The 18440-nt window shown below is 69.4% G+C and carries 17 protein-coding genes; 4 read left to right on the forward strand and 13 right to left on the reverse strand.

Translation table 11 applies throughout. The annotated features are described in order from the left end of the window. Positions 1–11 precede the first annotated feature (11 nt). The 11 genes from ACYVGI_RS17710 to ACYVGI_RS17760 form a co-directional block, all read right to left on the reverse strand. Positions 12–1394 (reverse strand): FAD-dependent oxidoreductase, encoded by a 1383-nt coding sequence (locus ACYVGI_RS17710; protein WP_460633901.1) that lies wholly within the window; start codon positions 1392–1394, stop codon positions 12–14. 18 nt (positions 1395–1412) lie between these two features. Beyond that, positions 1413–2492 carry a polyprenyl synthetase family protein gene (locus ACYVGI_RS17715; RefSeq protein WP_460633902.1) on the reverse strand — a complete coding sequence of 360 codons (1080 nt, stop codon included), beginning with the start codon at positions 2490–2492 and terminating at the stop codon, positions 1413–1415. Next, positions 2492–3712, reverse strand: coding sequence for a bifunctional demethylmenaquinone methyltransferase/2-methoxy-6-polyprenyl-1,4-benzoquinol methylase UbiE (ubiE, locus tag ACYVGI_RS17720; protein WP_460633903.1), 1221 nt, complete (start codon positions 3710–3712; stop codon positions 2492–2494). Before ubiE ends, ACYVGI_RS17715 begins: the two co-directional genes overlap by 1 nt. Next, a complete protein-coding gene (locus ACYVGI_RS17725; protein WP_460633904.1) occupies positions 3709–4908 on the reverse strand; it encodes a DUF4862 family protein in 1200 nt (399 codons plus the stop codon). Before ACYVGI_RS17725 ends, ubiE begins: the two co-directional genes overlap by 4 nt. After that, complete coding sequence (locus ACYVGI_RS17730) at positions 4905–5588, reverse strand: N-acetylmannosamine-6-phosphate 2-epimerase (protein ID WP_460633905.1); 684 nt, start codon at positions 5586–5588, stop codon at positions 4905–4907. Before ACYVGI_RS17730 ends, ACYVGI_RS17725 begins: the two co-directional genes overlap by 4 nt. After that, entirely contained in the window at positions 5582–6661 is a 1080-nt protein-coding gene (locus ACYVGI_RS17735) for an ROK family protein (RefSeq protein WP_460633906.1), read from the reverse strand. Before ACYVGI_RS17735 ends, ACYVGI_RS17730 begins: the two co-directional genes overlap by 7 nt. Further along, positions 6658–7584, reverse strand: a complete 927-nt coding sequence (locus ACYVGI_RS17740) for a dihydrodipicolinate synthase family protein (RefSeq protein ID WP_460633907.1) — start codon at positions 7582–7584, stop codon at positions 6658–6660. Before ACYVGI_RS17740 ends, ACYVGI_RS17735 begins: the two co-directional genes overlap by 4 nt. A gap of 59 nt (positions 7585–7643) precedes the next feature. Continuing rightward, positions 7644–8435: an ATP-binding cassette domain-containing protein gene (locus ACYVGI_RS17745; protein ID WP_460633908.1), complete on the reverse strand. Its 792-nt coding sequence runs from the start codon at positions 8433–8435 to the stop codon at positions 7644–7646. Continuing rightward, positions 8432–10477 (reverse strand): dipeptide/oligopeptide/nickel ABC transporter permease/ATP-binding protein, encoded by a 2046-nt coding sequence (locus ACYVGI_RS17750; RefSeq protein ID WP_460633909.1) that lies wholly within the window; start codon positions 10475–10477, stop codon positions 8432–8434. Before ACYVGI_RS17750 ends, ACYVGI_RS17745 begins: the two co-directional genes overlap by 4 nt. A 3-nt stretch (positions 10478–10480) precedes the next feature. Then, the gene (locus tag ACYVGI_RS17755) at positions 10481–11434 is read right to left on the reverse strand and encodes an ABC transporter permease (protein ID WP_460633910.1); all 954 of its coding nucleotides are present in this window, start codon (positions 11432–11434) and stop codon (positions 10481–10483) included. 67 nt (positions 11435–11501) lie between these two features. Next, complete coding sequence (locus ACYVGI_RS17760) at positions 11502–13115, reverse strand: ABC transporter substrate-binding protein (RefSeq protein WP_460633911.1); 1614 nt, start codon at positions 13113–13115, stop codon at positions 11502–11504. Between the two features lie 151 nt (positions 13116–13266). On the opposite strand from ACYVGI_RS17760, the gene ACYVGI_RS17765 reads away from it, so the two are divergent. After that, a complete protein-coding gene (locus ACYVGI_RS17765) occupies positions 13267–13932 on the forward strand; it encodes a FadR/GntR family transcriptional regulator (RefSeq protein ID WP_460633912.1) in 666 nt (221 codons plus the stop codon). Here ACYVGI_RS17765 and ACYVGI_RS17770 read toward each other — a convergent pair. Then, complete coding sequence (locus ACYVGI_RS17770; RefSeq protein ID WP_460633913.1) at positions 13893–14894, reverse strand: acetylxylan esterase; 1002 nt, start codon at positions 14892–14894, stop codon at positions 13893–13895. The genes ACYVGI_RS17765 and ACYVGI_RS17770 overlap by 40 nt on opposite strands. Positions 14895–14935: 41 nt before the next feature. Continuing rightward, positions 14936–15208, reverse strand: a complete 273-nt coding sequence (locus ACYVGI_RS17775) for a Sec-independent protein translocase family protein (protein WP_460633914.1) — start codon at positions 15206–15208, stop codon at positions 14936–14938. A 102-nt stretch (positions 15209–15310) separates the two neighbouring features. On the opposite strand from ACYVGI_RS17775, the gene tatA reads away from it, so the two are divergent. From tatA to ACYVGI_RS17790, 3 genes are all read left to right on the forward strand, one after another. Further along, on the forward strand, positions 15311–15502 hold the full coding sequence (gene tatA, locus ACYVGI_RS17780; RefSeq protein WP_460633915.1) for a twin-arginine translocase TatA/TatE family subunit: 192 nt from the start codon (positions 15311–15313) through the stop codon (positions 15500–15502). Between the two features lie 51 nt (positions 15503–15553). Further along, complete coding sequence (gene tatC, locus ACYVGI_RS17785; protein ID WP_460633916.1) at positions 15554–16315, forward strand: twin-arginine translocase subunit TatC; 762 nt, start codon at positions 15554–15556, stop codon at positions 16313–16315. An 84-nt stretch (positions 16316–16399) separates the two neighbouring features. Continuing rightward, complete coding sequence (locus ACYVGI_RS17790) at positions 16400–18412, forward strand: sialidase family protein (RefSeq protein ID WP_460633917.1); 2013 nt, start codon at positions 16400–16402, stop codon at positions 18410–18412. The last annotated feature ends 28 nt before the right edge of the window (positions 18413–18440 follow it).

Genomic DNA, 18440 nt, shown 5'->3' on the forward strand with positions numbered 1-18440 from the left:
TCGCGCGAGGGTCAGTCCTGCGGCGGCGTGTCCGCCTCGGTCGCGTTCGAGACGCGCACCATCTCGTCGCGGGGCACGACCTTCACGCGCGCACGGCCGCGCTCGGCCCCGAGCGCCTGCTCGTGGGTGTCGAGGTTGTGCCAGCCGTCGAGGTTCGTGTACTCCACACCACGCTCGCGCAGCAGGTTCTCCACAGATTCCTCAGACGGGTCGGTGGGGGCCCACCAGTTCCCCTGATCATTGATCACATGTTTGATGGTTTCCATGGCGTCCGACTTGGTGTGACCGATGAGGCCGACCGGCCCGCGCTTGATCCACCCGGTGGCGTACACGCCGTACATGCGCTCGTTGTCGCCCTTGCGCAGCACCTGGCCCTCGTGGTTGGGGATCACGCCGTGCTTCTTGTCGAACGGGATGCCGGGAAGGGGCGAACCGAAGTAGCCGACAGCGCGGTAGATCGCCTGGATGGGCACCTCGCGGATCTCGCCTGTGCCGCGCACGCCGCCCTCGCCATCGGAGGCGGTGCGCTCGTACCGGAACGCCGCCACGTGACCGTCGCCGTCGGAGACGATCTCGAGCGGCTTGGCGTAGAAGTGCAGGTGCAGCCGACGGGATGCGGTCCCCACCTCGCGCTGACGCCACTGCTGCAGTACGCGGTCGATCACCATCACCTGCTTGTTGCTGGCGATGGCGGCCTTGGATTGCTCGTCGTAGTCGAAGTCCTCGTCGTAGAGGATCATGTCCACGTCGCGCAGCTCGCCGAGTTCGCGCAGTTCAAGCGGCGTGAACTTCACCTGCGCCGGTCCGCGCCGCCCGAAGACGTGCACGTCGGTGACGGGCGAGTTCTTGAGGATCTCGTAGACGTTGTCCGGGATCTCGGTGGGAAGCAGGTCGTCGGCGTGCTTGGCGAGGATGCGCGACACGTCGAGTGCCACGTTGCCGTTGCCGATCACGGCGACGGACTCGGCCTCGAGCGGCCAGGTGCGCGGCACATCCGGGTGGCCGTCGAACCAGCTCACGAAGTCGGCTGCACCGTACGAGCCGTCGAGCTCGACACCGGGGATGTCCAGGTCGGCGTCGTGCACGGCGCCGGTCGCGAAGATCACCGCGTTGTAGTGGCGCTTGAGGTCGTCGAGGGTGATGTCCTCGCCATAGGTCACGTTGCCGAAGATGCGGATGTCACCGCGGTCGAGCACCTCGCGCAGGGCCGTGATGATGCCCTTGATGCGCGGGTGGTCGGGGGCCACGCCGTAGCGGACCAGCCCGTACGGCGCGGGGAGCGCCTCGAACAGGTCGATGGAGACGTCGAAGGCGCGCTCCGCCTTCAGGAGGATGTCTGCCGCGTAAATGCCGGCGGGGCCCGCACCGACGATGGCCAGTCGCAATTTGGTCATTCGTTGTGTCTTCCTTGCTTAGCTGGAACGTTCGACGATGGTGTCCGCGAAGCGGATCAGCGCCTTCTTGACGGGACCGGTCGGCAGCGGTTCGAGCGCTTCGACGGCCTCGCGTGCCCAGCGGTGGGCTTCCTCCAGCGTCTGCGCGGTCACCGGGTGGTCGCGCAGCGCGGCGATGGCGGCGGTCGCGGCGGGAGTGATCTCGCCGTCCTCCGCCGTTCCGATCACGTCGCGCTCCAGGCGTTCGAGCAGGGCGCGTGCGTCTGCATCCGATTCGGCGAGCTCGCGCAGGCGCAGCACGGGAAGCGTCGCCACCCCGGCGCGGAGGTCGTTGCCCGGCGTCTTGCCGGTCTCCTTGACACCCTGGGACGACAGGTCGATCACGTCGTCGATGATCTGGAAGGCGACGCCGATCTTCTCGCCGAACGTCACGACGGGCTGCTCGTACTCCTCCGGCGCCTTCGCGAACACGACGCCCATCTGGGCGGCGACGGCGATGAGCGAGCCCGTCTTGTCCTCCAGCACGCGGATGTAGTGCTCGACGGGGTCTTCGCCGTCCTGCGGACCGATCGTCTCGTGCAACTGCCCCAGGCAGAGCCGCTCGAACGTGTCGGCCTGCAACTGGATGGCGCGCTCGCCCAGGATGGAGACCATCTTGCTCGCCCTGGCGAACAGCAGGTCGCCCGTGAGGACGGCCACAGAGTTCCCCCAGACGAACTGGGCGCTGGGAACCCCGCGCCGCATCTGCGAGTCGTCCATGACGTCGTCGTGGTAGAGCGAGGCGAGGTGCGTGATCTCCACGGCCTCCGCCGCCTGCAGCACCTCGGGGGTGTTGCCCAGCCCGAGCTGCGCGGTGAGCAGGGTGAGCATGGGGCGCACCCGTTTGCCGCCCGCCTCCAGCAGGTATCGGGCGGTGACGTCGGCGAGATTGTCGGCGAACCGCATCTCGGCGTGCAGGCCCTCCTCGACGAGCGCGAGTCCGGCATCGACGGCGGAAGCGAGCTCCCTGTCCTGCCCGGACGAGAAGATCCGCTCCGTCAGGCCGATCTGGCTGGACAGCGACGCGGTGCGTCGCACAGCGGGGACGCTTGGTGGCACTACTCCCCCTCGGGTGGGACGCCGGACGAATCCGTCGCCCCCGTGGCGCCCGCAGCTCGGTCGGAGCGCGCGGGCTTGGCGGTGGTGGGTTCTGCGGTGGTGCGTTGTGCGGTGGTGGGCTTTGCGGTGGTGGGCTTTGCGGGCGCAGGCTTCTTTGCCGGCGTGGGCTTCTTTGCCGCGCTGGGCTTGGCGGTGCCGGGACTCGCGGCAGCGGCAGGCTTGGCGGCAGCGGGCTTGACGGCAGCGGGCTTCGCAGCAGCGGGCTTCGCGGCAGCGGGCTTCGCAGCAGCGGGCTTCGCGGCGGCAGCCTTGGCAGCGGCAGTCTTCGCAGCAGCGGGCTTCGCAGCGGCAGGCTTTGCAGCGGCAGGCTTCGCGGCGGCAGCTTTGGCAGCCGCGGGCTTGGTTGCCGCGGGCTTGGTTGCAGCGGGCGTCGCGTCGGCGGATGTGGCGTCACTCGTCGACGACGTCGTGCTGGCGGCCGAGGCGGCGACGTCCGCCGCCCGAGCGCCACCCGCATCCCGTGGCTTGTACCCGCGGTGCAGGGCGACGATTCCGTAGGTGAGGTTGCGGTACGCGACGTGCTCGAACCCGGCCTCGCGAAGCCAGTCGGCGAGCACGGGCTGAGACGGCCAGGCCTCGATGGAGTCCATCAGGTATTCGTACGCGGCGGGGTTGGAACTCGCCAGCTTGGCCAGCACGGGCATCCCGAAGCGGAGGTATGCGGAGTAACCGGTGCGCACAATGGATGCAGGGGGCTGGGAGAACTCGCAGATCACGACGCGTCCGCCCGGCTTCGTCACGCGGTAGAACTCGGCGAGCGCCTTCTTCGGGTCGACGATGTTGCGGAGGCCGAAGGAGATGGTGACGGCGTCGAACTGGTCGTCGTCGAACGGGAGCTGCGTGGCGTCGGCCTGGACGAACCGGACGAACGGGTTGTCTGCCTGCCGCCGCCGTCCGACCTCGATCATTCCTTCCGAGAAGTCGGCGGCCACGACGGTCGCGCCGTTCTTCGCGAGGGAAGCGCTCGAGGTCCCCGTGCCCGCCGCGACGTCGAGAATGCTCTCGCCCGCCCGAGGGCCGACGGCCTTGGTCGTCGCCACACGCCAGAGTGCCGCGTTGCCCATCGAGAGGACGTTGTTGGTCCTGTCGTAGTGCGTCGACACCTGATCGAACATGGCGGCGACCTGCGCGGGCTGTTTACTGAGGTCGGCCTTACTCACCCCCCTAGCTTAGGCGGCACCGCGCCGCCCTGCATTCCAGCTCCCTGAGAGGCGGCGGCGGCCGAGGCTGACCGGGCGGTGGCAGTGATGGCCGCGGTGGCAGTGGTGGCGGCTGGCCGGGCGGTGGCCGCGGCGATCACCAGGCGCGCCGCGCGAGCGATCATGTCGACGCGGGGTGCGATCGGGGACGTGCGGTCTGCCCAGCCGAACTTGAAGCCCAGCCAGTCCGCACCGATCGCACCGGTCGCACCGGTCGCACCGGTCGCACCGGTCGCACCGGTCGCACCGGTCGCACCGGTCGCACCGGTCGCGCCGGTCGCGCCGGTCGCACCGGTCGCGCCGGCCGCGCACCCGGCGGCGGCGATCGCGTCGGCAAGCAGGTCCGGCGTGAGCAGCGAGGTCGGCTCGCCGTATGGGAACTCGGGCGTCGGGGTCATCGGGTGGTGTGCGTCCACCCACGGGGCTCCGAACGGCGACTGCTGTGCCGAGGCGCCGGAGAGCATCAGGCCGCGGAGGCGTCCGGAGGCGGCGGCAGTTCGGAGCTGCTCGGTGACCAGGTTCCCGTCCCTCAGTTCGATCGCGGAGCGGCCCCAGTTCATGCTGAGGCCGATCCACTGCGGAAGGCCGTCGATGGCGGCGAGCTCGTCCGCCAGGTCGAGGAAGCCCTTCTCGGGTTGCTGCCGCGGCAGAAACGCGTCGCAGTGCTCGACCACGATGGATGCGCCGTCCCAGGAGTTCGCATCGTCCGCCAGCTCGGCCAGCGACGCGGCGAGCGACGCGCTGTCGCCGCGAAGGGCGGACGGGGCGCTGTGCAGCTCGACGGCGGTCACGGCCTGGCGTCCGACCGCATCGTTCAGGCGGCGGACGGCGTCGCGCATCCGACGGGCCTCAGCGACGGCGTCGGCCCGGCCGTCAGGGTCGCGGGAGGCGAGACCGTATGACGGAGCAGAGCCCAGCCGCTTCATCGTGCCGGGGATGCTCGTCAACACCGCGTCGAAGCGGCGCGGGAACGCGCGGAGCAGCCACGCGTCGTCGTGCGGGTGGAGGCCGACGGTCCAGGGAAGCTCGAGGCCCCGCACCTCCGGCAGCGCATCCAGCCCCGCGAAGAACTCCGACTCGAGCGCCGCATCCCAGGTCGCGTGCGCCGGGGACGCGGCGTACGCGCCCACGAACACCCCCGCAGCAGCATCCGTCATCGCGCGACCGCGTCCGCGAACCAGCCGGTGATCGTGGCCGGGTGCGTGATCGCGGTTCCGACGACGACCGCGAATGCGCCCGCATCCATCGCTGCCGCCGCCTGCGCCGGGGTGTGGATGCGTCCCTCGGCGATCACAGGCACATCCACCCCTGCCACCACCTCGGCCAGCAACTCCAGGTCGGGGCCTACGGTCTTCTGGCGGTCCGGCGTGTAACCGGCCAGCGTGGTTCCGACGCAGTCCGCTCCCGCATCCACCGCAGCGAGCGCATCGGCGAGCGACCCGGCGTCAGCCATCACGGTGGCGCCGGTGAGGTCTTTGAGCCTGTGGATCGTCTCGGCGAGCGTGAGGCCGTCCGGGCGTTCGCGGCGCGTTCCGTCGATCGCGACGATCGTCGCGCCGGCCGCGTGCACGCTGACCGCGTGGCGGAGGGTCGGCGTGATGAACACGTCGGCGTCGCCCGCCTTCCACAGGCCGATCAGGGGAAGGTCCACCCTGTCGCGGATGAGCGCGATGTCGCCGGGTCCCTGCGCGCGGATGCCGACCGCGCCGCCGATGACGGCGGACTGGGCGACCTGTGCCATGGTCTCCGGGCTGCGCATGGGTTCGCCCGGGTATGCCTGACAGGAGACGATGAGTCCGCCGGCCAGGGTTTCGAGGGTCTGGGCGATTCTCAACATGGCTCTCCTGAAGCTGCTCGTTCGTTCGACGCGGAAAAAAGGGTGGATGTGCCAACCGCAGCACCGCCGGCCGGGTGCGCCGCCGACGCCAGCGCCGCCCCGACGATCGCCGCGTCCCCGCCGAGTTCCGCGGCGACCACCGGGCGGCCCGTCGCTGCGGGGATGGTCTCTGCGTCGATTCCGGCGCGCAGCGGGTCCCACCAGCGGGCGCCCGTCGCCGCCAGGCCGCCGCCGATGACCACGACGTCGGGGTCGATGGCGTTCACCAGCCCGCCGATCGTGCGTCCGAGAGCGGTCGCCGCCAGCGTGATCGTCGCCGCCGCGAGCTCGTCGCGGGCGTCGGCGAGCGCGAACACCGCGCGGGTGTCCGGCACGGGCGTTCCCCCCGCTCGAAGGTAGGCCGCGAGGATGGCCGGTCCGGCCGCGATCATCTCCACATGCCCAGCGCGCCCGCAGGTGCACGGCAGACCCTGCGCCTCCACCGACGGCAGGTGACCGTAGTGTCCTGCGACATGGCCTGCGCCGCGCACGAGCGAACCGTCGGCGATGAGCGCTCCGCCGATGCCGGTGCCGGCGGCGACCAGAAGCACCGTGCCGTGCCCCCTCCCCGCCCCGGAACGCGCCTCGCCGATGGCGTGGGCGTGCACGTCGTTCTCGACGATCACAGGGACGCCGATGGCGGCTTCGACGGTGTCGCCGATGGGGGTGCCTGTCCAGCCGGGCAGCGTTTCGGTCGCCGATACCACCACGCGGCGGACGGGGTCGATGACGCCCGCCGCTCCCACGCCCGCCGACACCACTGCGGTTCTCGACGGCGCGGAGGCGAACACGGATTCGGCGAGCCGGATCGCAGTGGCGAGCACCGCATCCGGACCGGCGGCAGCCGGGGTGGGGGCCTCACGCCGCACGACGACGGCGCCGGTGGCGACATCGACCAGTCCGGCGGCCGTCTTGGTGCCCCCGATGTCGATCCCGACAGCGAACGTCGCGCCCGCCACCGCAGTATCCGCGGCAGTGGCACCCGCCGCGCCAGCGGCAGCGCCGACGCCGCTCACACCCACCGCCCCGCTCATCGGACGAGCAGCCCGGACTCCTCCACAATGGCGCGGATGCGGTCGACCGTCTCGCCTTCCAGCGTCGGCACCGGGTGCGCCATGCGGTTGCTGTCGATGATGCCGATGGCCTGCAGCGCCGTCTTGAACGCGCCGAGCCCTGCGGCCTCTCCGCTCACGCCCTGCGCCTGGAACACGATCTCGAACAGCGAGGCGAGCTGGTCCTGAATGCGCTTGGCCTCCGCCCAGTCGCCCGCCTTCGCCGCCTCGTACAGGCGCACGTACGACGCGGGGTCGACGTTTCCGAGGCCGGGGACGACGCCGTCCGCCCCGGCGAGCAGTGCGCCGTCGACGACGATCTCGTGCCCGGTGAACAGCACAAGCGGGCGGCCGGCGGCCTCGTTCGCCGCGACCAGGCGGCGGAAGGCGACGTCGTCGCCGCTGGAGTCCTTCACACCCGCGATCACGCCGTCACGGCCCAGGCGGATGAGGAGGTCGCGTTCGAGCTTGAGGTTCACGCGGACCGGGACGTCGTACGCGAAGATCGGCAGGCTGGTCGCCGCGGCGAGCGCGCGGAAGTGCGACTCGATCTCGACGATGTTCGGGCGCACGTAGAACGGCACAGTGGCGACCACCGCATCCACGCCGGCGAACTCCGCGATGCGGATCTGCTCGATGACGCGGGCGGTCGACATGTCGTTCACACCGGCCAGCACGGGAACCCGGCCTGCGGCGATCCTGACCGCCTCCGTGAGCACGGCGGAACGCGCGGCGTCGGTCAGGAAGCCCACCTCACCGGACGAGCCGAGCGCGAACAGCCCGTTGACGCCCGCGGCGATCTGCGACTCGATCAGGCGCTCGAAGGAGGGGACGTCGAGCGAGCCGTCCTCAGCGAACGGCGTGACGAGGGGCGGGATGACTCCGGAAAAACTGGGCTTGCTCACTGTTCTCTCCAATGGTGATGCTCATGGTGCTGATGGTGTGGTTCTCGAAGGGCGGGTGGTCAGAGCAGCGATGGCGCCGCGCCGAGGAGCTTCCTGGTGTAGTCGTCGCTGGGGTTGTCGAACACCGAGGCGGCGGTGCCCTCCTCGACGATCCGGCCGTAGTACATGACGACGATGCGGTCGGAGACGTAGCGGACGGTCTGGATGTCGTGGGAGATGAAGACCATCGCCAGGTCGAGGCGTTCCTTCAGGTCGCTGAGCAGGTTGAGGATCTGGGCGCGCACCGACACGTCGAGCGCGCTGGTCGGCTCGTCGGCGACCATCAGATCCGGCTCGAGTGCGAGCGCCCTGGCGATGGCGACGCGCTGGCGCTGGCCGCCGGACACGTGACTGGGCAGCACCTCGGCCGCAGAGCGGGGCAGCCCAACCAGGTCGAGCAGTTCCAGGATGCGGCGCTCGCGCTGCGCTCCGTTGCCCATCGCGTGCACATCCAGCGGGTCGCGCAGGATGTCGTGGATGGTCATGCGCGAGTTGAGCGCCGTCGACGGATCCTGGAAGACGATCGAGACCGCTTTGCCGAGCGCCTTCCTGGTGGCGCGATCCTTGGTGAGGACGCTCCGCCCCTGGTAGAGCACGTCGCCGTCGGTCGGCTGCTGCAGCCCGACGAGCACGCGGGCGAGCGTCGACTTGCCGCAGCCGGACTCGCCGACGATGCCGATGGTCTCCCCCCGGCGGATCGTCAGGCTCACGTCGTCGACGGCGTGCACCTTGTCCGGCTTGAACAGCTTGCCCGTCCTGGCCGTGTGCACGACGTGCACGTGGTCAAGGGTGAGGATGTCGGCTCCGGTCACAGTGCCGCTCCCTTCTGCGCGTTCGCCGTCTCCGGCAGGGAGGCGACGTAGTGGTCTGTCGTGCCGTCGACGAGCCGCAGCTCCGGCCGCACGTCGATCCCGGCTCCCGGTCGCTCCACCGATCGGGATGCGAACCGGTCGCCCTTCGCGAAGTCGCGCGGCGTCGGCACGGTGCCGGGGATCTGGTGCAGTCTCGACGCGCCGGACTCGATGGAGAGCACCGAGCCCAGGAGGCCGCGGGTGTACTCGTGCTGCGGGTGCAGCAGCAGTTCGGCCGTGGGCGCACTCTCGACCACCTGGCCCGCGTACATCACGGTGATGCGGTGCGCCACCTCGGCGACGAGGGCGAGGTCGTGGCTGACGAACACGAGCGCGAAGCCGAGTTTGGCGCGCAGGTCGTTGAGCAGGTCGATGATCTGCGCCTGAACCGTCACATCCAGCGCCGTCGTCGGCTCGTCGGCGACGACCAGTTTCGGGCTGCGGGTGAGCGCCATCGCAATGAGGACGCGCTGCCGCTGACCGCCGGACAGCTCGTGCGGGTAGCTCTTGAGTGTGCGCACCGGGTCGAGCCCGACGAGCTCCATCAGCTCTTCGGCGCTGCGGGTTCCTCCGCGGCGGATGAGCTGCTTGAGCTGCGCCCTGATGAGCATCGACGGGTTCAGAGAGCTGAGCGCATCCTGGTACACCATCGACATCTCGTGGCCGCGGAGGGCGTTGCGCTCGTGCTCGGTCATCGTGAGCAGATCGCGACCCTCGAACAGGATGCGGCCGGTCACCTCGGCGTTGGACGGGAGCAGTCCCATCACGGCGAGGCTCGACAGGCTCTTGCCCGAGCCGGACTCGCCGACGATGGCCATCGTCTCGCCTGGACGGACGGAGAAGCTGAGCCTGTCGACCACATCCACGTCTCCGTGACGGTCGGGGAACCGGATGCTGAGGCTCTGCACCTCCAGGAGCGGAGGCACGTCGGCGTCGAACACCAGGCGGTCGGTCCGGCGGCGCTCCGCGTCGCCGAGCTGCTGAAGGTGCAGCACGAGGGCGGGGTCGGGGGCGACAGGGTCGAGCGGGTCTGCGGCGATGCTGCTCTCCTCGTCCTCCTCCAGCGCTCCGACGCCGTCCAGCGACTCTGCGGTGACGACGGATGCGGTGCCGGCGTCGGTGGGGATGGACTCCGGTGCTGCTGCCCGGCGGCGGATGCTCGGCCTGACCATCGCATCCGTCAGCCCCTCGGCCAGCACGTTGAGGGCGAGCACCGTGATCAGGATGAGGAGACCGGGGAACAGGGTCGCCCACCATCCACCGGCCAGCAGCAGGTTCTTGCCGCTGGAGATCACGTTGCCCCAGGACGGCGCAGGCTCCTGCACGCCGGCACCGATGAAGGACAGGCTCGCCTCGAACACGATCGCGTCGGCGACGAGGATGGTCGCGAAGACCAGGATCGGCGCCGCACAGTTGCGGAAGACGTGCTTGAGCAGGATGTACGAGGTGCGCGCTCCGAGCACGCGTTCGGCGGCCACGTAGTCCTCGCCGAACTGGCTGAGGACGTTGGCGCGCACGATGCGCGCCAACTGCGGAACATAGAGGAACGCGATCGTCGCGATCAGCACCGGAAGGCTCTTGCCGAACACGGCGACGAACACGATGGCGAGCGCGATGCCGGGGAACGACATGATGACGTCCAGGATGCGCATGATGCCCTCGTTGACCCAGCGGTGCGCCGTGGCCGCCACGGCGCCGATGATGCCGCCGACGATCAGCGCGAGCGCGGTGGCGCCGAGGCCGATGGCGAGCGACGACCTGGCGCCGTAGATGAGGCGGGAGAAGATGTCGCGTCCGCTGCGGTCGGTGCCGAACCAGTTGTCGAGCGACGGCGGCTGCGCGGGGACGCCGGACTTCAGCGGGTCGTGCGGTGCGACCAGCGGGGCGAAGATCGCCGCCAGCACCACGATGAGGAAGAAGATCAGCGAGATCTTGGAAGACAGAGGGAGAGCCTTGAAGCGCAGTCCGGGAGCGGAGAGGCGATCGGCGAGTGTGCGACGCATCGTTTACACCGTCCTGATTCGAGGATTGACCACCAGATAGAGGAGGTCGACGATCGTGTTGACGATCACGAAGGTGAGCGCGATCGTGATGGTGACGCCCTGCACGAGGTTCGTGTCTCCCGCCGTCACGCCGTTGAGGATGAGCTGGCCCATCCCTGGCAGGTCGAAGATCACCTCAATGACGATGGCGCCGCCGAGCAGGTAGCCGACGCGCAGCCCGAGGACCGTGATCGGGGTGATGAGGGCGTTGCGGAACACGTTCCGGCCGATCACCACGCTGCGCGGGAGGCCGCTGCCGATCGCGGTGCGCACGTAGTCGCGGTCGAGCTCTTCGACCATCGAGGTGCGCACGACCCGGGTGAGGGATGCGGCGACCGGCACCGCGAGCGCGAGGGCGGGAAGGAACATCGACTGCAGCCAGCCGCCGAACGAGTCCTGGGGGGACGTGTACCCACCGGTGGGGAAGATCGGCCAGGTGAGGGCGAACTGCTGGATGAGCAGGATCGCCAGCCAGAACGACGGCACCGCGATCCCGGCGATGGAGACCACGCGGATCACCTGGTCCGGCCAGCGGTCGCGGTAGAGGGCGGCCGTCACACCGAGGACCGCGGCGAGCACGATGGCGATGATGAGGCCGAGGAAGGTGAGCTGCAGGGTGAGCGGGAACGCCGTGCCGATCAGGCCGCTGACCGACTGGCTCGGCGGCACCGTGTTGCCGAGGTGGCCCTGGATGAGGTGGCCGAGGAAGGCGAGGTAGCGGACGATGAGCGGATCGTTGTATCCGTTCTCCTGCCGCCAGGTGGCTTTGGCCGCGTCGCTCGCGCTCTCTCCGAGCGCGTTCGTGGCCGGGTCGGTCGGCGCGAACTGCAGCACGATGAAGACCAAGAGGGTGATCCCGAGGATCATGAACGGCAGGGCGATCAGACGCCGTCCGGCGAGGCGCACGAGTGCGACCATGCGTGACTCCTAAAGGGGGCTGGAGGGAGGCGGTGGGGCCGGGGTCGACCGGCCCCACCGTTGGGCGCTACTTCGTGGGGCCGACGCCGAGGAACGACAGGCCGGTCATCGAGATCGGCTTGAAGTCCGCCAGTGCGGTCGAGTCCCAGGCTGTTGGCAGCTTGCGGTGCAGCAGGGGGTAGAGCGGCACCTCGTCGGAGACCAGGTTGTAGATCTGGCTCCAGGTGTCGAGCTGCTGCTTGCGGTCCGTCTCCTGCGCGCCCTGATCGAGGAGCTTCTGCAGCGTGTCGAACTCGGCGCCCGAGTTCCAGCGGTAGCGCTTCTGCGACCAGATGTTGTCTGCGTAGAACCAGCGCAGGAGGAGGTCGGCGTCGTTTCCGAAGACCGAGGGGTCTCCCGGGGCGACCATCACCTCGAACTGGTTGTTGTCGACCTTCTTGTACTGCCCGGCCGACTGGCCGATGTCGAGCGTGGTGCTGACGCCCACCGCATCCAGGTCTTCCTTGATCAGCGGCGCCACGTCCTTGACCCAGCCGGTGTCGGTGGTGAGGAGCGTGATCGACAGGTTGGAGACGCCTGCAGCTTTGAGCAGCGACTTGGCCTTGGCCGGGTCGTGCTTGTAGACGGTCTTGGCCTTGACGTAGTCGGGGTGGTCATTCTGCACATAGCTGGATGCGGCCTCTGCGTTGCCGAGCATCCCGTTCTTGATCAGCTTGTCCATGTCGATCGCGTAGAACAGGGCCTGACGGACGCGTTTGTCGTCGAACGGCTTCACCGTGGTGTTGAACATCATGAAGAGCAGGCCGAACGACTGCACGGACTCGGTCTTCACCACGCGGGAGAGCCCGTCGACGTTCAGGTACGGCACATCCTCGATCGCGTTGACGCGCTTGGACTGCATCGCGCTGACGCGGGCGGACGGGTCGGACAGCAGGTTCCAGGTCATCGCGGCCGCGAGAGCGGGGCGCGAGCCGTTGTATGCGTCGTGGCGCTCGAAGCTGAGCTTGTCGTTCGCGGTGGCCGCCGTGATCTTGTACGGTCCGGTGCCGGTGGGGAGGGCGTCGAACGCCTTCGGGTCGGCGGTGACGATGGCCTTCGGGACGACCTTCACGACCGAGATGCGCTCGGCGAACAGGGGGAAGGGGTACGCCGTCTTGAACTGCACGGTGGAGTCGTCCACCTTAGTGACGCTGTCGGTCGAGAGGAAGGGGAGGAATCCGGCGTACAGCGAGGCGTTGGCCGGGTCGAGCACGCGCTGGAAGGAGAACAGGACGTCGTCGACGGTGACCTTGCTGCCGTCGTGGAAGGTGGCTCCGTCGCGAAGGGAGACCGTGTATGTGGTGCTGTCGACCTGCTTCGGGAGCGCCTTGCCGAGCGCGGCGTACGCCTTGCGGGTCACCGGGTCTAGCTCGACGAGGCCCTCGAGGGTGTGCCAGTTGGCGGCCATCGTGAGTGCGCCGGTGGTGGTCATCGGGTCGAACCCGGTGCCGAGCGCGTACGACATGCCCGCCGTGATCGTGCCGTTCTTGTCGACCGATCCCGCTGCTGCTGCGGTTCCGGCCTTTCCCGTGGTCGAAGGGGGCCCGCTGCACGCCGCGAGAGCCGCGACGATTCCGGCTGCTCCGGTGGCTGCGAGGAAGGTGCGTCTGCTCGTTTGTTTCTGGAGTGAATCTCTCAACATTGAATTGCCTCTCCTGAGATCGGACGTCTGATGTCCTACGTGGGTATACTGAAAGTAGTGCACATCCCGCGGAAAGGTCAAGTCCACAATGGCGTTCGAGCCCACCACGTCCGGAATGTTCTCCTCGACCCACAGCCAACGCCGAACGTCGGTGACAGACCAGATCAAGGACTACATCCTCATCCACCGGCTCCAGCCGGGTGACCTCCTTCCCACGGAGGCGGAACTGTGCGCAGAGCTCGGCGTGAGCCGGTCCAGCGTGCGCGAGGCGATGAGGACGCTCGCCGCCCTCGACATCGTCGAGGTTCGTCACGGCTACGGAACGTACGTCGGTCAATTGTCGCTCGCTCCGCTGGTGGAAGGTCTCGTCTTCCGCGGCGTCCTCGGCCCGGAGGACGACTTCGCCGCCCTGCGCGAGGTCGTCGAGGTGCGCGAAGCGCTCGACCTGGCGATGGCAGAGCAGGTCTGCGCCGCCCTCGCAGGCACGAGCAACCCGGGACTCCACCAGGTGGTGGACACCATGGAGGAGAAGAGTGCTCGCGGCGAGGCGTTCGCCGAGGAGGACCGCACCTTCCACTCCGACCTGCTCGCGCACCTCGACAACGCGCTGGTCGGCCAGCTCGTCACCGCGTTCTGGGAGGTCAACACGGTCGTGTACCCGCGCCTCGGCCTTCCGCCGACGGTCGGCCTGGACGAGACGGCCCGCGCGCACGGCGACATGCTGCGCGCTGCGGAGGCCGGCGACGTCGAGGCGTACCGCGAGGCGGTCGTGAAGCACTACATCCCGCTGCGCAGGGGGCTCGGCACCGCATCCTGAGCCGCGAAGGCGTCGCGCAGCACGCGCAGTGAGAGCACATCGTCGTCGACGCCGCCGCCCTCGTGGGCGTTGTACGGCCAGGTGTGGATGCTCTTCCGTCCCGCGTATGCGTTGTACGCGGCATAGACGGTCGACGGCGGGCAGATCGGGTCCATCAGCGCGACCGTGATCGTGGCGGACGCCCGCGCCCGCTTCGCGAAGTTCACGCCGTCGAAGTACGAGAGCGTCTCGTGCACCTGCTCTGTGCGGTCGCGGAAGTGCGCCAGGTAGTCCGCGATCTCGCGGAACGGCGTCCGGTCGGTGACGACGGATGCGCGCGGGAAGTCGCAGAGGAACGGCACCCTGGCCACGACGTGCGCGAGATCGGGGACCAGCCCGGCGACGGCGAGCGCGATCCCGCCGCCCTGGCTCACGCCGAGGACGGCGACGCGCGACGCATCCACCGCCTCGAACGAGCGGGCCGCCTCGACAGCGCGCACCGCGTCGGTGAACAGGCGGCGGTAGTAGTAGGTGCTCCGGTGCTCGACTCCCCTGGTGACGAAGCCGGGCATCTGCGGGGCCGTCGAGCCGCTGTCCGGCGTGACGCCGCGCGATCCGCTCCAGCCCTGGCCGCGGGTGTCCATCTCGAAGTGCGCATACCCCGCCGACGCCCAGAGCAGGTTCTCGACGGCGTCGCCCCGTCCCCTGCCGTAGCCGTGGAACTGGACCACCGCGGGCAGCGGGCCGTCCGCGCCGCGCGGGAGGCGGAGCCACGCGGCGATCTCCTCGCCGCCGAAGCCGCGGAAGCGCACGTCGAACACGTCGACCGTGCTGAGCCCCGCATCCACCTGTTCGACGCTGACGACCAGTGGATGCGCGCGGGCGCCCTCGAGCGTGTCCGCCCAGAACGCGTCGAAGTCGTCCGGGTCGCTCTGCGCGCTGCGGTACGCGCGGAGCTCTGTCTCTGGGAGGTCGAGGAACATGCACTCTCTTTCGCTCGTGGCTGCCGGTCGCCCGGCCGTGGTCATTCGCGTTTCGCGGCGGGGTCCTGTTCGTCATCGAAGAGCGCGCCGCGCACGATGGCGCGAGGGTCGTAGCGCCGCGGGTCGAGTTTCTGCCAGTCGATGCCCTCGCCGATCTCGTCGCTGACCCGCTCCTTGAGGCCGTCGGCCGTGCTGCGCAGTCTGCGCACGAGTTCGGCGAGTTTCGCGGCGTATCCCGGCAGGCGCGCCGGGCCGACGAGGAAGGCCGCGACCACTCCTACGACGATCAGTTTGTCGAACGTCAGACCGAACATGGGTGCGACCGTATCACAATTCCGCCTAGACATCAGACGTCATATGTGCTTGAGTGACCGGGCGGCATCAGCCGCGAACCTCCACGAGAAAGGCCTCCCCCGATGTTCGCGAACCTCAACGGCTGGCACGCCCTCATCATCGTCGCCGTCATCCTCCTCTTGTTCGGCGCACCCAAGATCCCCGCCCTCGCGAAGAGCCTCGGACAGTCGATGCGCATCTTCAAGAACGAGGTCAAACCCGAGTTCACCGGCCGCGACAGCGAGCCGAAGACACCGGGCAGCACGGAGGCCTGACCGGTGCGGCGGAGCACGAAGCCGCGCGAGCAGAGGGCCGAGTCAGGCCGCATGGCGATCGCCGCGCACCTCGCCGAGCTCCGCCGCCGCCTCTTCCGGTCGGCCGCCGCGCTGCTCGCCGGCGTCGTGGCCGGATGGTTCCTGGCGACTCCGGTACTGGATGCGCTGCGTGCCCCGATCGAACAGCTCGCCGCCACCCAGCACCGTCTCGCCGAACTCAACTACGACACCATCACGGGCGCGTTCGACCTCCGGATGCAGGTGGCGATGACCGTCGGCGTCATCGTCTCCAGCCCGGTGTGGCTCTACCAGCTCTGGGCCTTCCTGGTCCCCGCCCTCAACCGCAGGGAACGGCTGTACGGCTTCGGCTTCTTCTTCACCGCCGTCCCGCTGTTCCTCGCCGGCTGCCTGGCCGGCTGGTTCGTGCTGCCGCACATGGTCGGCGTGCTCACCGGGTTCGCCCCGCAGCAGGATGCGGCGATCGTGCAGGCGAAGACCTACTTCGACTTCGTGCTCAAGCTCATCGTCGCGATCGGCGTGGCGTTCGTGCTGCCGATCGTGGTGGTGCTGCTCAACTTCGTCGGCGTGCTGCGCGCATCCACCATCGTCCGCTCCTGGCGGGTGGCCGTGATCGCCATCGCGCTCTTCACGGCCATCGCCACCCCGGCGGCCGACGTGCTCTCGATGGTGGGCCTGGCCGTGCCGATGGTCGCGCTGTTCTTCGCGGCGGCCGGGGTCGCCGCCCTGCACGACAGACGCGCGGATCGGAAGGCAGCCGCGATCCTCGCATCCACCGTCCCCGAACTGGGCTGACGCCCGGCTCTTACCCGAAACCCGACGCAGTACCTCACCTCACCCGGAACACATCGCAGTGCCAACAGGAAAGGAAGGAACGCTATGTCACGCCCAATTTCGGAGATCCGGCAGCATCCCCACCGCAGGAGAGCGGGGCTCGCCGCCCTGGCCGCGGCGGCCACCGCTGCCGCCATCGTCATGCCGATCGCACCGGCCGACGCCGCGCCCACCGATCCGCCTGGCGCCTTCAGCACCGCCGACATCTCGGGGAGCCCTGTCTCGCCGTTCGCCGCGTATCGCATCCCCGCGCTCGCATCCATCGGCGGCGGCGTCGTGCTCGCGGCGTGGGACGGCCGCCCAGGGAGCGCGGCCGACTCCCCCAACCCCAACTCGATCGTGCTGAAGCGCAGCACGGACGGAGGCCAGACCTGGGGTCCGCTCAGCACGGTGCGCGCCGGGGTGACGGCCTCGCCGAAGAGCGGTTACAGCGACCCGAGCTTCGTCTACGACGCCGTCGCCGGAAAGGTCTTCCTCTTCTCCGTCTATTCGAAGGACCAGGGCTTCGGCGGCAGCACGTTCGGCAACGACGACGCGAACCGCCAGGTCATCAGCGCCCAGGTGTCCGAGTCGGACGACGCGGGCGTCACCTGGAGCGGGCCACGGCTGATCACCTCGGTGGTCAAGCCGGGAACGAGCACCACGAGCCCTGTCGCCGGTGATGTGCGCAGCATGTTCGCGAGCTCGGGAGAGGGCATCCAGCTCCGCTACGGCGCCCACGCCGGCCGGCTGATCCAGCAGTTCGCCGGGGATGTGCGCCAGGCGGACGGCACCAACGCCATCCAGGCGTACAGCGTCTACTCGGACGACCACGGAGCGACCTGGCAGCGCGGCCAGTTCGCCGGGACGAAGATGGACGAGAACAAGGTGGTCGAGCTCTCAGACGGCCGCGTGCTTCTCAACTCCCGCGACAACGCGGGCGGCGGATACCGCAAGGTCGCCGTCTCGACCGATGGCGGCGTCACCTACGGTGCGGTCAGCCAGGACACCGAACTGCCGGACCCGACCAACAACGCGTCGATCACGCGGGTGTTCCCTGATGCGCCGTCCGGCAGTCCGGAGTCGAAGATGCTGCTGTTCACCAACACCGCATCGCAGTCCGCCCGCTCGAACCTCACAGCACGCGTCTCGTGCGACGACGGCGCGACCTGGCCGTTCGCCAGGCAGCTCAACGCCGGATTCTCCGGCTACTCGACGGCCACCAGGCTCAGCCCCGGCCAGTTCGGCGTGCTGTACGAGTCGAGCGCATCCACGGCGATGAACTTCGCCCGCTTCGACGACGCGTGGCTGAACGCGGCGTGCGACGGCGTCAGCACGCTCGCGAAGCTGACGATCGCCGGCGCGCGGACGGACACCGCGCGCGATCTCAGCGCGTCGCCGTACGTCGCAGGCGAGGCGCTGCCGTATGCGTTCACGGTCTCGAACCACGGCTCCGCAGCGTCGACGGTCGCACCGACGAGCGGCAATTTCTCGCCGCTGGTGCCGAGCGGCGCGGGAAACTGCCGGTACATCGGGCTCACCGGCGGCGGCGCATACACCTGCTCGACACCCCGGCACACCGTGACGGCTGCCGAGGTGTCGCAGGGCTACGTCGTGCCGGACACGACGTGGAACGCGTCGGGCGACTCCTCAGGCACCACGCGCGTCCTCGGTCTGCCGGTCGCTCTGCAGGACGGCATCCGATCGGGCACCGCGACGATCGGAACGGCGGCCATCTCCGGCGCGCGCTCCGACGGCGAACGCGACGTGACCAGCGCGCCGTACGCGACGGGCGACCAGGTCGGGTATACCTTCCACGTCACGAACACCGGCACGTCCACCGTCGCCGTTGTGCCGACAGCGGGAGCCTTCAGCCCGTTCCTGCCGAGCGGCGCCGGCAACTGCCGGTACACCGCGCTGGCGCCTGGCGCGTCGTACGTGTGCTCGACGCCGAAGCACACCGTCACCGCGGCGGAGGCCGCGCAGGGCTACTTCGTGCCGGACACGTCGTGGACGGTGACCGGCCCGTCCGGCAGCGCGAGCGGGCGTCTCCTCGGCGCGCCGGTGAAACTGTCCTGAGTCCGCACACTGGTTCGCGGGGCCGGGA

This window comes from Leifsonia lichenia, from assembly GCF_054780215.1.